At 60.6% G+C, this 12,592-nt stretch carries 16 protein-coding genes and 2 tRNA genes; 13 read left to right on the top strand and 5 right to left on the bottom strand.

From position 1 onward, the window contains the following. Positions 1-29 precede the first annotated feature (29 nt). From F3H96_RS16140 to F3H96_RS16130, 3 genes are all read right to left on the bottom strand, one after another. Entirely contained in the window at positions 30-329 is a 300-nt protein-coding gene (locus F3H96_RS16140) for a hypothetical protein (protein ID WP_149802714.1), read from the bottom strand. 6 nt (positions 330-335) lie between these two features. Then, positions 336-839: a hypothetical protein gene (locus F3H96_RS16135; protein ID WP_149802713.1), complete on the bottom strand. Its 504-nt coding sequence runs from the start codon at positions 837-839 to the stop codon at positions 336-338. 207 nt (positions 840-1,046) lie between these two features. Continuing rightward, positions 1,047-1,376 carry a hypothetical protein gene (locus F3H96_RS16130; protein ID WP_149802712.1) on the bottom strand — a complete coding sequence of 110 codons (330 nt, stop codon included), beginning with the start codon at positions 1,374-1,376 and terminating at the stop codon, positions 1,047-1,049. Between the two features lie 597 nt (positions 1,377-1,973). On the opposite strand from F3H96_RS16130, the gene F3H96_RS16125 reads away from it, so the two are divergent. The 4 genes from F3H96_RS16125 (at position 1,974) to F3H96_RS16105 (ending at position 4,877) form a co-directional block, all read left to right on the top strand. Then, positions 1,974-2,885, top strand: a complete 912-nt coding sequence (locus tag F3H96_RS16125) for an ankyrin repeat domain-containing protein (protein WP_149802711.1) — start codon at positions 1,974-1,976, stop codon at positions 2,883-2,885. Between the two features lie 29 nt (positions 2,886-2,914). Next, complete coding sequence (locus F3H96_RS16120; RefSeq protein WP_188131421.1) at positions 2,915-3,334, top strand: thermonuclease family protein; 420 nt, start codon at positions 2,915-2,917, stop codon at positions 3,332-3,334. 895 nt (positions 3,335-4,229) lie between these two features. Beyond that, the gene (locus F3H96_RS31135) at positions 4,230-4,466 is read left to right on the top strand and encodes a hypothetical protein (protein ID WP_244620035.1); all 237 of its coding nucleotides are present in this window, start codon (positions 4,230-4,232) and stop codon (positions 4,464-4,466) included. Between the two features lie 174 nt (positions 4,467-4,640). Next, positions 4,641-4,877: a hypothetical protein gene (locus F3H96_RS16105; RefSeq protein ID WP_244620034.1), complete on the top strand. Its 237-nt coding sequence runs from the start codon at positions 4,641-4,643 to the stop codon at positions 4,875-4,877. A 298-nt stretch (positions 4,878-5,175) separates the two neighbouring features. Here the strand turns inward: F3H96_RS16105 and F3H96_RS16100 are convergent, their stop codons facing one another. Then, positions 5,176-5,712 (bottom strand): cupin domain-containing protein, encoded by a 537-nt coding sequence (locus F3H96_RS16100; protein ID WP_244620033.1) that lies wholly within the window; start codon positions 5,710-5,712, stop codon positions 5,176-5,178. A 417-nt stretch (positions 5,713-6,129) separates the two neighbouring features. Between F3H96_RS16100 and F3H96_RS16095 the strand changes: the two genes are divergently transcribed. The 4 genes from F3H96_RS16095 (at position 6,130) to F3H96_RS16080 (ending at position 8,133) form a co-directional block, all read left to right on the top strand. Beyond that, on the top strand, positions 6,130-6,528 hold the full coding sequence (locus tag F3H96_RS16095) for a hypothetical protein (protein ID WP_149802707.1): 399 nt from the start codon (positions 6,130-6,132) through the stop codon (positions 6,526-6,528). A 132-nt stretch (positions 6,529-6,660) separates the two neighbouring features. Further along, positions 6,661-6,921 (top strand): hypothetical protein, encoded by a 261-nt coding sequence (locus F3H96_RS16090; RefSeq protein ID WP_149802706.1) that lies wholly within the window; start codon positions 6,661-6,663, stop codon positions 6,919-6,921. 248 nt (positions 6,922-7,169) lie between these two features. Next, positions 7,170-7,541 carry a hypothetical protein gene (locus tag F3H96_RS16085; RefSeq protein WP_149802705.1) on the top strand — a complete coding sequence of 124 codons (372 nt, stop codon included), beginning with the start codon at positions 7,170-7,172 and terminating at the stop codon, positions 7,539-7,541. A 310-nt stretch (positions 7,542-7,851) separates the two neighbouring features. Then, on the top strand, positions 7,852-8,133 hold the full coding sequence (locus tag F3H96_RS16080) for a GYD domain-containing protein (RefSeq protein ID WP_244620032.1): 282 nt from the start codon (positions 7,852-7,854) through the stop codon (positions 8,131-8,133). A 166-nt stretch (positions 8,134-8,299) separates the two neighbouring features. Here F3H96_RS16080 and F3H96_RS16075 read toward each other — a convergent pair. Further along, positions 8,300-8,374 (bottom strand) — tRNA-Asn (locus tag F3H96_RS16075). A 208-nt stretch (positions 8,375-8,582) separates the two neighbouring features. On the opposite strand from F3H96_RS16075, the gene F3H96_RS16070 reads away from it, so the two are divergent. The 5 genes from F3H96_RS16070 (at position 8,583) to F3H96_RS16050 (ending at position 12,513) form a co-directional block, all read left to right on the top strand. Continuing rightward, positions 8,583-8,843 (top strand): hypothetical protein, encoded by a 261-nt coding sequence (locus F3H96_RS16070; protein ID WP_149802704.1) that lies wholly within the window; start codon positions 8,583-8,585, stop codon positions 8,841-8,843. Positions 8,844-9,020: 177 nt separating this feature from the next. Further along, positions 9,021-9,094, top strand: a tRNA-Cys gene (locus F3H96_RS16065). Between the two features lie 89 nt (positions 9,095-9,183). Beyond that, entirely contained in the window at positions 9,184-9,858 is a 675-nt protein-coding gene (locus F3H96_RS16060) for a protein-L-isoaspartate O-methyltransferase (RefSeq protein WP_149802703.1), read from the top strand. A 187-nt stretch (positions 9,859-10,045) separates the two neighbouring features. After that, complete coding sequence (locus tag F3H96_RS16055; RefSeq protein ID WP_149802702.1) at positions 10,046-11,425, top strand: TolC family outer membrane protein; 1,380 nt, start codon at positions 10,046-10,048, stop codon at positions 11,423-11,425. Between the two features lie 263 nt (positions 11,426-11,688). Beyond that, entirely contained in the window at positions 11,689-12,513 is an 825-nt protein-coding gene (locus tag F3H96_RS16050; protein ID WP_149802701.1) for a PopZ family protein, read from the top strand. The last annotated feature ends 79 nt before the right edge of the window (positions 12,514-12,592 follow it).

The raw sequence follows: 12,592 nt of genomic DNA, 5'->3' as shown, positions 1-12,592 counted from the left end.
CAAACGTGCTCGCGAGGCTCTCCGTGGATCTATCCATACATCAAATGAAACAGGAAATTCGCTACCAGGATGACACAAATCAATATCAAAACAGCGACACGAGATTTCCTCACTACGTGCACGTTTCTCTGCCCCGGGAAGGCGCGGCCGATGGAGATCTTATTTTGAATAGCTACCATCCCAAACATTCCTATCACGACTAGGAAGGCCAAGGGGAGCGCATACGGTTTGAACCAAGCAGCAAAGAACGGTCTGCCCACCAAAAGCGAGAAGCCCAGAGCTGCGCCGATAAAAACCGTCATATTGCGAAAGTCGAACTTCTTGGCCACGCGTTTCTATACCGGAGAAGGGTTGATGCCGGCGGCCTTCAGCTTCGCGCCCAACTTTACCTTCGTAGCACAAGCCGTCTTGTCGCCGGCGATGCACTTTTTGTTGGCGTCCGACCAGTCTAGCAGGGCCGTGTTGATCCAACTGCCAGGCGCGCGAGCTACCCCGTAGGGTGTCGGCGTGACGCCGGCAGCAACGGCCGCGGCTGCCGCTGGCGCGCCCTGGCCATGCGGTGCACGTTTCCATCCGTTCAGGATGAGGCAGTTCTTCATGTACTGGTCTTCAAGGGCCAAGTTGCCCAACGCATTGCCGATGCCGGCACCTGCAACAAACCCCGGGGAACCGATAGCAATATAGCCTTGGTCAGCCGACCCCTTTTGCATCTCGCATTGAGCATGGGCGACGTCGAAACTCGGCCCGTACCCGATCTGAACGTAGTCTGCTTGATTGCTTGTTTGACAGCCGCACAGCGCGGCAGTGGCACACAGTGCCATCAACGCCTTTACTCTCATACCCCAGCCCTCCCACGGCTTAGGGTTAAGCATCTCTTAAAGCGAATATTTGCGCAAGGGGCAGTTCTGTTCTCGGTAAACGTTGGTGGCGGCTGTTGGGACGGGGCTCAATTTAGATATAGGCGGATATTACTTTCGCGATTACGTGGCCAGCGGCGTTTTCCGCTTCGGCGGCACATAGCTTGGACGCCTTGCCCCTGACCTTCGTTAGTCAAAGATGATTTGGCTGCGCAATCCGTCCACGGTGACGAAATTGATGTGTCGGCGATCTCGGTCGATCTCACACATGCCGACCGAACGTCCTGGGGCATGCAGCTTGTTGCGGGTCTCGTATTCGATCGTGACTTGCGGCGGATCGCCCTCCAGCCTGGTACTGATGAGCCGGTATTTCAGACTAAAAAAGGGGAACTCGAATAGCCGCAAAAAGGCATTGCAGCGGGCGATCGGCGTCTGCCCCGGCTCCGAGCGGGCCGGAGATAGCATCAACGCATATGCACATAGGGCTGCCATGAGAAGGCTTGCCGCCATGCCGATCATTTCCCGCTGCCGGTAGAGCGATGATGCCGTCGCTGAAGGATTTCCGGGAGGCGTGAGGAGCCCAACCTGCGCAGCTCTGTCGGGGTCCCTACCTACATCGCGTCGGCTGGTGCGAAGAAGCAGTTTTCGTCTTCTTCCGTGGGATGCAGACATATGTGAAAATAGTCGTCGCCTGATGGGATTACTGCATCGTACGGCACGAAGTAGCGGTTCTGATGCGTGACTTTTTGATGGTCGCCTGGACGCAGAATAATCACGTAGCCATCTGGCCGGGGCGTCACAGTGGCGCTCGGAATTTTCCCGCAGTCGCCAGTGACTGGATCGCCGTGGCAGCAAGCTGGTGGATAGCCCCAATTCCGATCCGGGCCGTGGGCTAACGCCGCGCCTGCCTCAATCGCCGCGGCCGTGACTATCACGCCTGCAAAGCACGTCACCTGCCCTGTTCTGACCGCGTGCACTGGAATAGGCCCCCAGCGGCGACTGGTGTCGTCAACGTCACTATATACCTTTAGCTTGTGCTAATGTAAGTTGAAGGCACTCATGGATAAGGGCACTTATCGGGTGCATCTTCATCCGGATCGGCAAAGGGATGCCGAAATGCGGGGTTTGCTCGGAAGCTTGCTGATCTTGCTAGGTGCCGTCACAACAGCGCATGGCGGTGCGCTCCACGACGCGGCCAAGAGCGGCGACCTCACGGCAATCACGGCGGCGCTTGATGCCGGCGCTGACATCGAGGAGCAGGAGAAGGGGGCAACGCCGCTCTTCTTGGCCGTGCGCAGCGGCCACGTCGAGGCGGCGGAACTGCTGATCAAGCGTGGTGCCGATGTCAACAAGGAAGCGGTGCTCGGCCTACCGATGACTGTCGCAGTGCTGAAGAACGCCGCCGACATGATCCGCCTGCTGCTAGCGCATGGTGCCGACGCCAACGGCAAGACGCGGGGAGAGCCGATGCTGACCCTTGCGGTCGCCAATGGCTGCCTCGATTGCGTCAAGGTGCTGGTTGAGGCGGGCGCTGACGTCAACGCGATATGGGTCCAAGGCGATCCAAATCGACTGCCGGGCATCATCACGGCCTTCCATCTCGCAAAGCACGACGACCATGAGGACATCGCCGTCTACCTTTTGGCGCATGGCGTCGTCATCCTGAAGCCGGAGCCGATTTCCGCCCGGTTGGCGAAGGGCGACCCCACTAAAGGGGCGGCTTTCTTTGCCTCAACCTGTGCCTCCTGCCATGTCATACGGCCAAACGAACTCCCGACCATCGGGCCGAACCTTTGGAACGTCGTCGGGCGCGACAAGGCATCGACGAAATTTGATCGCTACTCCAAGACCTTGCTGGCCTGGGAGGGGACATGGACCTATGAGGACCTCAACATCTTCCTCGCCGGGCCGACGCTGACGACGCCCGGCGTCAATATGGATTTTCGCGGAGTGCCCGAAGAGCCTGATCGGCTGAACATGATCGCCTATCTTAGAACGCTCGCCGACACACCCGTGCCGCTGCCGTAGGGGGTGCGTATAGCACGGCCATGTGTAGGTTGATCCTCACCCTTGCCTTCGTGCTCACCTGTGGCCCTGTGTGCGCAGCAGAGCATTGGTTTGCTGAGGATGGCGACACGCTGTGGCATGACAAGAAACGAATTCAATTGCTCGGTTTTGATGCCCCCGAACTTTGGCAGGCGTGTTTTGATGCCGCTGGCAAAATCTGGCCCTGCGGCAAGTATGCGCGTGACCACGTTCAACATCTTATTGCCTCGGGCGATATATCCTGCATCATCGAAGGCAAGGACCGTTATGACGACGACGTCGGCGTCTGCTTCGTGGGAGGCATCGATCTCGGACGGGACCTGGTGAAACACGGATTGGCGGTAGCCGACACTCGATACCTTGCCGAGGAGCAAGAAGCCCGCATTGCCAAACGCAACTTGTGGGCAGGGAGCTTTATCAAGCGGCGATAGCAGCTACGGGCGTCTCACCCCCCGATCCATACCCCAATGCGATCAGTCTCATGGCTTCCTCAACCCCACACCCGCGCCACCACCATTCTCGGCAATGAACTCAACGCGAAGACGACGGGAACCTGGCCTTCAGAGCGTGCTTCGGGTCCTACCAGCCGGACCCGCGAAGCCCCTCAAACCGCCCCACCGGACATAGAACAGGGCCTATTGGCTTTTGCCAGTCAGCCCCAGGGCAGCTTTGAGCGCCCGCTGGCTACTTCCAGCATAGCGTCTTGTCCATGACCATAGTCCTCTCCGACCCTCCCCGACGAGTGGCCAAGCACGATGTCTTGATCCGCCTTTGAGACACCAGCCAGCCGAAAGCGGTCCTTCATAAGGTGGCGAAGGGAGTGCGTAGTGACTTTCGGATCGGTGACCACTGCCCGAACGTGCTTGCCAAGGGCAGCGGAAGCCGAGGATGCACCGTTAGGCCGCCCGTAGGCCGGGAACAGCATCGCCGCACCGCCCGCAGCCTTCTCAAGCCCGGCGAAGTTACTCCTGATCCCATCAGGAGTCCGGTGGAGGAGTACCGGCAATCTCTTAGATGCAAGGCGGATGCCAGCATTTTAGTCCCGAGGTGGGACAGCGAGTGCTCTATGTGTGCCGCCGCCGACCGTTCAGCTATCCATTTCCAGCGGCTCATGCGCCGGCTGCTCATGCCACATGACTTGCCGCAGGTCGCGCCGATCAACCGCCTGGCCACACACCGGGCACCTGTAGAAATGGTCGCGCTCGTCGTCGGGCTGTTTCCCACGCAGACGGCCGATGATCGGCGGTCCTAGATCAGACAGCTTGGTCATCGGGGCTGATAAACAAGCTTTCGCGCCTCCCTCTCCAGTCGGGCGTGGTTGTTGCCATGCTGCCGCATGAGCATTCTCGCCTCCGGCATCGTGAGGTGAAACTTCCGGGCGAAGTGAGCGACCTCGCAGGCATCTTCACTCAGTATAGGCTTTCGATCGTCGGGGTGGTGTTCGTTCTGGCGCTCGACCATGGCCGTTTCCTCCTCGTAGAAAAAACAGCGGCAATCCGCGAATGTTCCGCCTTGCTTTTTAAGCGCCGGCTAACGGAACGGAACCTGGCATACTGTATTTGAATCAAATTGTTGGGTCGGAGTGCCTGTGCGTGTCTAAGTCCGCCGGCGGGGGCCGGCTATCATTTATTCCTCCATTGATGCCGACCTTGGTCGACAAGCCGCCGGAAGGCCCCGACTGGATTCACGAGGTGAAGTTCGACGGCTAGCGAGCCCGGCAAACCGGCTTTCGCACTGATGGCCGAGCGCGGCACGGGGCGCTACGTCGGCAGCGCCTTCATCACCTTGAATCGGGAGATGCGCGAACGGCTCTGGCAACGCGTCCAGGAGCACGCAGGGCCGGCGCCGAAGGGAATGAAGCGGCCCGCAACGCAATGGGTTAAGCCGGGGTTGATCGGCCGCGTGAAGCACCTGCGCGGCGAGGAAGACCCGCGCCACGCTTCTTTGCAGGATTTTCGCGAGGAGCCGGCTTGAACGCACTCGCGACCGGCCTTAGATCACGCTTCGGTGCGGCGACCCTTCCACCAACGAGGATCGCCAATGTCGAACAAGTTCCCATTCGTTGGAGACACGCTCGGCCGGAAACTGGAGGCGGGCACAGGCTTTTCGGTCGATTGCCTTACATGTAAGCGTCGGGCCACCTTGGACGTTGCCGATCTGGAGCGGGCCCTCGCCCACGACGCCCCTAGATCAAAGGCACCCGTAAGCAAGCTGACGCTTCTGTTCCGACCTACAAGGGCACGAGGGACAAAGTAGCCGGCTCAGCCGCATTTCACTTCTTGCGCGGATCGTCAGCGGGGTTGATGTAATTGATCCCTCCCGGCCCGACAAAATGAACTTCGATGATACCCTCTTCGTCTCCTGTCCAGACGTAATGTGCGTGATTTGCTGGCTGCGCGTAAAAGGCGCCCGGTTTGAGCAGATCACCATTCTTTTCGACCTTTTCGCCAACACCAAAGCCGACGCTACCGCTGATCAGGGTAACGGTCTCGGCATACGGATGAGTGTGGGGCGGAACCAGATAGTTGGCTGGAAACTTGGCGCGCAGGACGACGACGTCGCCAGTTTTCGTCGGGTCGCCCACCAAGATGGCGATTTGAGCCCCTTTCGGGAGGCTCGGATTATCCTTCCATACCAGCTTATCAGGCGTAAGCAGGGTTTCGGTATGTTGCGCGAATGCCGAGCCTCCACAGCAGGTTAAAGCTGCTGCAACGGAAATACCGAAGGCAAGTGCGGATCTTCGATTAATAGAGTTCATCGCTTCCTCCATCTCGTCGACGCGATTGCGCACCGTGGCCGTTATCGCCACTTCGTCTCTAATGCCAATTCGCCGCGCCTTGGAATTGAGTCTGGAGCGGCCTTGGTGGTCGTCAAGATGTTGCTAATATACAGCACTGACAGCGCTCAATGAACGGCCTCGCTCGGAACCGCTACCTCCGCTATATCGGCGCCATGGCAACGGCTGGACGCTTCAGAAACTTATCGATGATGGGATGACGGTCACTGCCGGTTGTCTTGACTGCCACCGCCATCAACCTCTTGACCTTCCGGCGCTCCGGGATCGGTACGGGCCAGACGCTCCTGTGATGGAATGGTATCTTCGACCCAAGATGAAATGTGCCATTTGCGGCGGCAAGCGCGTGTCACGCTCACCTATTCGCCAGACACGAGCCCGAAGCGCTTGGTCTAACCAGCAAACGCCGTCCCCAGGCCGATGCCAAGGCCGATGGCGACGCCCAGGAAGAGCTTGCCGGCCATGGGCGGCCGGCCGCTTCGTCAAGAGCTTGCTAATATTCGACTGGAGGCGCAGAGTTTCAGACAGATGAGGCTCTTGCTAATCGCACTCGCCGTCGCTCACAGCTGGTACACCGGCTACCACGATCCGGTCACCGGCTATGAATGCTGCGACGACAAGAAAGATTGTGGAGTCATCAGCCCGCGCTATGTCGAGCCGTTGCCGGGCGGTGGATTCAATGTCCGCACCGGATCGGGGCCTAAGAACCGATATTTCATCCCCAAGAACCGCGTCATCGAGAGCGAAGACAGCCAGTATCATATCTGCTTGTCGCCGCCGTTTTCCTATATCCGCTGCTTCTTCGCGCCCCATACTGAGGCGAGCCGATGAGAGGTCCGATCCGCCGCCCCGCGCCTTCGCTAATACAATGACAATCCCGCCATGGTGATCCACACTTGCCAGCGTCAGCTGAATGAGGAATATAATCCTCCCGGTGCGGCGACCCCATCACGAGGATCGCCAATGTCGAACAAATATCCCTTTACCGAAAATACGCTCGGCAAGAAGCTCGAAGCCGGCACAGGCCTTTCGGTCTATTACCTAACCTGCAAAAGGACCGCCGCTCTCGATGTCGCCGAGCGGCGATTCGGGGCGGATCAGCCCTGCATGCATTGGGATCTCATAAAGATCATCTATTGCCATGAGTGCCGCGCCGCCGGCCGTGACGATCGGAACCTGCAGTTCACAAACCATGCACTGGCGCCTGAGAAGCGGAGGCGGTGATATATGGAAAAACTCGCCGGGCGAGGCCCCCAGACCTTCAAGCCCGGCGAGATCAGTTATCCTGGCCCCCGACCAGGGCCGGCGGGAGGAACGGCCGGCAAACTCCTTGACGCAAAACTGGTGCCAACATTTTCGGTTCTGAAATGACACATGGATGGGGACCAGCGCTATGCGCTCGGGGTCAAACCTTGCCTATAAGCCGTGACTTATGCAAAATCCGCGACACCTTCCGGCGAGAGGTGCCCACCATGCAAGACCACCAGCTTGTCGAGCGGCCAGGCAAGGGATGGACGAAGTGGGAGCGAGGTCACGGCGAGAGCGACATCGACAAGGTTTGGTGGATGGCGCGGTGCCTGCACTTCCCCAAGCTCAACGTCTCCTGCTGGTTCGATGGATCCGAGCTCGTCGCAATTGCCCATTGGGGCTTCTGCGGCGAGAAGTGGTGCATGAAGCGGCCGCCGGCGGATCATCCTCCGCTGCCCGAAATCTACAGGCTCGAGCGCGAGCGTGAGCGGCAGGAAGCGCTCGATCGAATCCGCATTGCCGCCCAGACACGAACGCTTGCCGCAATTGAACGCATTGGAAGGCGCCAGAGCGCGCCGGACGTTTCGCCGGCGTAGGAGAGCGGCCAGCAAGAACGCGCGCTTGGCGAGGCGCGCAGCGGGCCTATTCCTTCAAAGCCCCGAGGATATAGCTGGCCGCGACGACACAACCCACGCACACCACTGTCCCGCCAACCAGCAGGGCTCTTAGTCCGCCGTCCCGGGGCTTGCAATGCGGGTCGGGCTCACCCAAACGCTCGTCCAACGCCAAGATTTGAGATATTTTGAATATTCGGCAGATCACCCGATCTGCCCGATTATCGAGGGAGGATGTCCTATGCCAACGTTCATAGTCACAGGGTCCTATTCAGCCACGGCTGCGAGTGGAATGATCGACAGTCCATCGAACCGAGAAAAGGCGGCCCGTGCCATCTTTGAAGCAGCAGGCGGGAAACTGCATTCTTTCTACGTCACGACGGGCGAAACCGACTGGATGGCAATCACGGAATTCGGCGATGGTGCTGACCTGCTCCCCGCACTTCTCGTCGTCGGCGCATCGGGAGCAGTATCGAATGTCAAAACCGTGCGAGCATACACGGGCGCGGAGTTCAAGGCGGCCCAAGAGAAGGCGGGCAAAATCGCTTCTTCCTATAAATCCCCGGCAAAATAAGCAGGCCACTGGTGCCCATAACGGGCCGGCAACACCTGTAAATTTATCACGCTGATAAGTCTGGCCCGCTGCCTCGGTAGCGGGCTTTTTCATTGAAGCAATCAAGTCGAGCGTACCTATCGCCAAAAATGGCGATTTTGAAAGTTCGGTAAGTGCTTGGAAATGTTGGCTCCCCGGGCCGGATTCGAACCAGCGACCAACCGGTTAACAGCCGGTTGCTCTACCACTGAGCTACCGGGGAACGGAGGCTCTGACGTGAGTGGCGCAGCCTATAGCAAACACCTTTCGGCTTTGCAAAGAAGCATTTCGCAATTTTTCTCCAGTTTTTAATGCGGCTATTTGTGGCATCGCTTCGGCGTGCCCACATATGAAGGGCTTCATACCGGCGCGGAACAAAGCGGTCGGTCATCGCCTTCATATGGTTTCGGCAGCAGATGGGATTGGTTTTAATGGCGGCAGCCGACGATAACAGCGCCCCGGCGCGGAAGATTTCGGTCTTCGGCCGCGAGTTCGCCATGCCGCGCTCGCGCGGCTTGCGAATCGCGATCGGCGTGCTGCTTACGATTGGCGGGATTCTGGGCTTCCTGCCGATTCTCGGTTTCTGGATGATTCCGCTCGGCCTGCTGGTGCTGTCCTACGAATTCGCGCTGGTGCGGCGCCACCGGCGGCGTTTCGTCATTTGGTGGGAACGTCGGCGGCGGCCCGACTGAGGAGCTTGCTACGGCAGGCCGGCGGCCGCGCGACAGCGATGCCCGAACACGTCACAACCGATTGGGAATCACCACTTTCGCCGCCACGCGTGAAAGCGTCGGGAATGACGCGCGAGCGCTTGACGACCTGTGAGCACCAACATAATGAGTTCGCTCGGAACGCCGGGAGCATTGCGAGGCCTCGTGGCGGAGTGGTTACGCAGAGGACTGCAAATCCTTGCACCCCGGTTCGATTCCGGGCGAGGCCTCCAGATGCTTGCAGGCTCCAGCGCGATCGCGCCGGGGCGGGGTTCCTGTCGAAGTTGAGCCGCGCCTGGCGCGGGGAGCGGATTGTTGGGACATGAACGCTGATTTCTCCGAACGCCGCGTGAAGATGGTCGATGGCCAGGTCCGCACCACCGATGTAACCAGCGCGCCTCTCATCGAGGCGATGCTGACCGTCCCGCGCGAGGCCTTTGTCGGCGCCGAACAGCAGGATCTCGCCTATATCGACGAGGACATCCGCATCTCGGACGGCGCCAATGGCGGCGGCGCGCGCTATCTGATGGAGCCGTCACCACTCGCCAAGCTTTTGCAACTGGCCGAAATCGATGCCGGCGATTCGGTGCTCGATGTCGGATGCGGCACCGGCTACTCAGCCGCATTGCTGTCCCGGCTCGCGCGTCACGTCATAGCGCTGGAGAGCGATCCGGCGCTGGCTGAGATCGCGAAATCCACGCTTTCTAGTCTTGGCTGCCAGAACGTCACGGTGGTGACCGGGCCGTTGCCGCAAGGGCAGGCCGGCAAAGGGCCTTACAACGTCATCTTCATCGGCGGCAGCGTCGAGGAAGTGCCGCCGGCACTGCTCGACCAGCTTGCGGAAGAAGGACGCCTGGTTGTGGTCGAAGGGCAGGGCAACTCTGGCGTGGCCCGGCTTTTTTTCAAGGCAGGGGGGGTTGTAACCGGAAGACGGGCCTTTAATGCGGCAATTAAGCCACTACCGGGCTTCGAACGTGCTCACGCGTTTGAATTCTGAGCGTTTTTGCCTTGCAGCGAAGCCGCTGTCATGATCGCTTGCGCCTAACAGTCGTTGCTGATTGGTTAACCGAGAGTTTCCGTGAGGCTGTCAGCGGGGGAACGATAAGACAACGCGGCGCCGGCTGATCCGTAAGGGTGGGCTGACGTGGCGTGGTTCCCATGCAAAACGAATGAGGGAAATAAACGTGCCGTCCGTACGCAAAAAAGTTTTAGCAGCTATCCTCGTTTCCGCCACCGCGCTGTCGCCCCTGGCCGCCTCCGCCGAGACCATCACGGGCGCTCTCGCCAAAGCCTACCAGTATAATTCCCAATTGAACGCGGCCCGCGCCGGCGTGCGCGTCACCGATGAGGGCGTGGCCATCGCCAAGTCGGGCTGGCGCCCGACTGTCACCGGTTCGGGCAGCATCGACTACGCGAGCACCCATGCGCAGGGCGCCACCCAGAACATAACCACGGGCAGCTTTGGCGTGCAGATCAACCAGATGCTGTTCGACGGCTTTCAGACCAAGAACAACGTCGCCGCCGCCGAATCGCAGGTGAAAGCCTCGGTCGAAAGCCTGCGCAATACCGAAGAGAACATCCTGTTCAACGCGGCGAGCGCCTATATGGACGTGATTCGCGACCGCCAGGTCGCGGTGCTGACCGAGCAGAACCTGCAGTTCCTGACCGAGCAGGCGCGCGCCGCCCGCTCGCGCTTCGAGGTCGGTGAAGGCACCCGCACCGACGTCGCCCAGGCCGATGCCTCGCGCGCCACGGCCGTGGCGCAGTTGAGTGCCGCCCGCGCGACGGCACTGGCGAGCGCCGCCACCTATCACCAGATCGTCGGCGACGAGCCGGGCAAGCTCAAGGCCGCCTCGCCGCTGGGTAAGCTGTTGCCGGGCAACCTCGATTCCGCGTTGACCATTGCTTCCGCCGAGCATCCGGCCATCCTTGCCACGCAGCATCTGGTCGACGCGGCGGCGTTTTCGGTGAAATCCTCTGAAGGCGCGTTGCTGCCGCAGGTGACGGCGTCCGCCGGCGTTTCGGACAACTACAACCACTCCGTGCCCGATTTCAGAGGCACCAACGGTACTACGACCTCGGCCAATATCGGCGCTTCGCTTACCATTCCGATCTATTCGGGCGGGCGGACTTCGGCGCTGGTGCGGCAGAACAAGGAATCGCTGAGCGAGGCGCGCATCCAGGTCGACGTCAGCCGCGACCAGGTGCGCCAGGCCGTGGTCTCGGCCTGGACGCAATATGTCGCCGCGCGCGAAAGCGTCGATGCCAACAGGCAGGTTATCGATGCCGCGCAACTGGCGCTCAACGGCGTCATCGAGGAGCGCAATGTCGGTCAGCGTACCACGCTGGACGTGTTGAACGCTCAGAACGCGGTCATCACCGCCAAGATCAATCAGGCGAGTTCCGAACGCGACGTGGTCGTGGCGAGCTACGCCATCCTGTCGGCGATGGGCCGGCTGTCGGTTGATCGCCTGGGCCTGGCGGTCACCAAGTACCGGCCGGAGGAGCACTACAACGCCGTCAAGGACAAGTGGATCGGATTGCGCACGCCTGACGGGCGCTGATTCCAATACTGGCTTACCGGCAAACGCCGCGTGTCCGATGGATGCGCGGCGTTTGTGTTTCCAGGTGGCCGATCGGGCTGCGCACTGCCTAATCTGTTGAAATCCAACAAGTCCCCAGATTGGGGATTCTCGGATGGCGATCGGTCGGTTACGCTGTCGGCATTGATTCGAATTCCGGCCCGGGCAGGAACGGAATTCTTGAACGGGTCAAGTTCTTGGACGGGTCAGTTCTTGGACAGGTCACTAGGGCGGCGGATGTGACGATGGCGACGGCAAGCAGCGCGCAGCGCGAACCTTCCATGGAAGAGATACTGGCTTCCATCCGAAGGATCATCGAAGACAGCGACACCGGGCGCAAGCAGCCGGCCGACGCCGGCGAGCTGCGCCAGGACCTGGAACCGGCCGCGGTTGGCCCCGCTGCTTCGCCAAGTGTCGAGGTCGACGCCTTTCGTTCCGAATTGCAGGCCGATGCCGGTCTCCGCAAGCCGGTGACGCTGGCGGATGTCCAGGCCCAGCTTGCAGCGGCCGATCCGGCGCCCGAGCGCGCCGAGGCGCGCCTCGATCAGGTGAAGGTGGGACCTACGCCAACGAGCCCGCCGGAAGTCGCTGCGAGGAATGTCGTCGAGCCGAGCGTGCCGGCTGCCGCGAGCAAGCCCGCCGCGGCAAATGCGCCGCAGAATGCCGAGACGATTGTCGCCGATTGGCGGCGCGACATGGCGGCGGCCGGCGGCAGCACGGTCACCGCGAAGCCGGCTGTTCGTGCTCTGGAAACCGCGCCGCGGCTCGAGATCGAAAAAGACGAGCCGGCGGTTGAAGCTTCCGTGCATGCCGGCGCTCCGCAAACATCCCCGCCGGAGGCTCAACCGGCCCGGCCTGCGATCCTTTCCGAGCATACGGGCAGGCAGGTCGCCGCGGCTTTCGGCGAGCTGTCCGATGTTTTTGCCAGCCGCGGCAAGAAGAGCTTCGACGAGATGGCCGAGGAAATGCTGCGGCCGATGCTGCAGGATTGGCTCGACAACAACCTGCCGACGCTGGTCGAAAGGCTGGTGCGCGAGGAGATCGAGCGCGTGGCGCGCGGGGCGCAGTAACCTGCGGGAACACCTGGGCTGAAAGCGCGCCGCCTTCGGGGCGGCGCTTTTGTTTAAGTCGCGTAAAGCGCGTCGAGCT

The sequence above is a fragment of the Mesorhizobium sp. NFR06 genome (genome assembly GCF_900115245.1).
In the GTDB taxonomy this organism is placed as follows: Bacteria; Pseudomonadota; Alphaproteobacteria; order Rhizobiales; family Rhizobiaceae; genus Mesorhizobium.
The sequence above is the reverse complement of the archived record's forward strand: the minus strand, read 5'-3'. Positions and strand labels throughout refer to the sequence as shown.

Coding starts and splice junctions, on each gene's coding strand:
- F3H96_RS16135 (WP_149802713.1), bottom strand. CDS start 839: ATGAGAGTAAAGGCGTTGATGGCACTGTGTGCCACTGCCGCGCTGTGC.
- F3H96_RS16130 (WP_149802712.1), bottom strand. CDS start 1,376: ATGATCGGCATGGCGGCAAGCCTTCTCATGGCAGCCCTATGTGCATAT.
- F3H96_RS16125 (WP_149802711.1), top strand. CDS start 1,974: ATGCGGGGTTTGCTCGGAAGCTTGCTGATCTTGCTAGGTGCCGTCACA.
- F3H96_RS31135 (WP_244620035.1), top strand. CDS start 4,230: ATGCTGCCGCATGAGCATTCTCGCCTCCGGCATCGTGAGGTGAAACTT.
- F3H96_RS16105 (WP_244620034.1), top strand. CDS start 4,641: ATGGCCGAGCGCGGCACGGGGCGCTACGTCGGCAGCGCCTTCATCACC.
- F3H96_RS16095 (WP_149802707.1), top strand. CDS start 6,130: ATGGCGACGCCCAGGAAGAGCTTGCCGGCCATGGGCGGCCGGCCGCTT.
- F3H96_RS16090 (WP_149802706.1), top strand. CDS start 6,661: ATGTCGAACAAATATCCCTTTACCGAAAATACGCTCGGCAAGAAGCTC.
- F3H96_RS16085 (WP_149802705.1), top strand. CDS start 7,170: ATGCAAGACCACCAGCTTGTCGAGCGGCCAGGCAAGGGATGGACGAAG.
- F3H96_RS16080 (WP_244620032.1), top strand. CDS start 7,852: ATGATCGACAGTCCATCGAACCGAGAAAAGGCGGCCCGTGCCATCTTT.
- F3H96_RS16070 (WP_149802704.1), top strand. CDS start 8,583: ATGGCGGCAGCCGACGATAACAGCGCCCCGGCGCGGAAGATTTCGGTC.
- F3H96_RS16060 (WP_149802703.1), top strand. CDS start 9,184: ATGAACGCTGATTTCTCCGAACGCCGCGTGAAGATGGTCGATGGCCAG.
- F3H96_RS16050 (WP_149802701.1), top strand. CDS start 11,689: ATGGCGACGGCAAGCAGCGCGCAGCGCGAACCTTCCATGGAAGAGATA.